The sequence below is a fragment of the Serratia sp. PF-27 genome (assembly GCF_030053255.1).
In the GTDB taxonomy this organism is placed as follows: Bacteria; Pseudomonadota; Gammaproteobacteria; order Enterobacterales; family Enterobacteriaceae; genus Serratia; species Serratia bockelmannii.
On sequence record NZ_JASGBT010000018.1, the window covers coordinates 39,043 to 39,527 of the forward strand.

General features: G+C 72.4%; 1 protein-coding gene. It reads left to right on the forward strand.

Features of this window, described 5'->3' with window-relative positions; all coding sequences use genetic code 11:
- The coding region (locus QMZ29_RS10650; protein ID WP_283225771.1) for an autotransporter outer membrane beta-barrel domain-containing protein at positions 1 to 485 on the forward strand (485 nt) is incomplete at both ends.

The following is a 485-nucleotide window of genomic DNA, read 5'->3' on the forward strand; positions in this document are numbered from 1 at the left end:
CTCGAACGAGCGGGCGGTGGCGGTGGCGGCGGATGCGCTGGCGGCGGGCAACCCGGTGTACGAGAGCCTGCTCACCAGCGGCACGGCGGGCGAAGCGCGGCAGGCGTTCCGTCAGCTGTCGGGGCAAATCCATGCGGATATCGCCTCGGCGCTGGTGAACGACAGCCGCTACCTGCGTGAGGCGCTGAACGGGCGTCTGCGTCAGGCGGAAGGGCTGGCGAGTTCGTCGGCCATCAAGGCGGACGAGGGCGGTGCCTGGGCGCAGCTGCTGGGGGCGTGGGACCACGCGTCGGGCGACGCCAACGCCACGGGTTACCAGGCCTCGACCTACGGGGTGCTGGTCGGGCTGGACTCGGCGGTCGCGGGCGACGGGCGGCTGGGGGTGGCGACCGGCTACACCCGTACCTCGCTGCACGGCGGCTACGGGTCGAAGGCGGACAGCGACAACTACCACCTGGCGGCGTACGGCGACAAGCAGTTCGGGG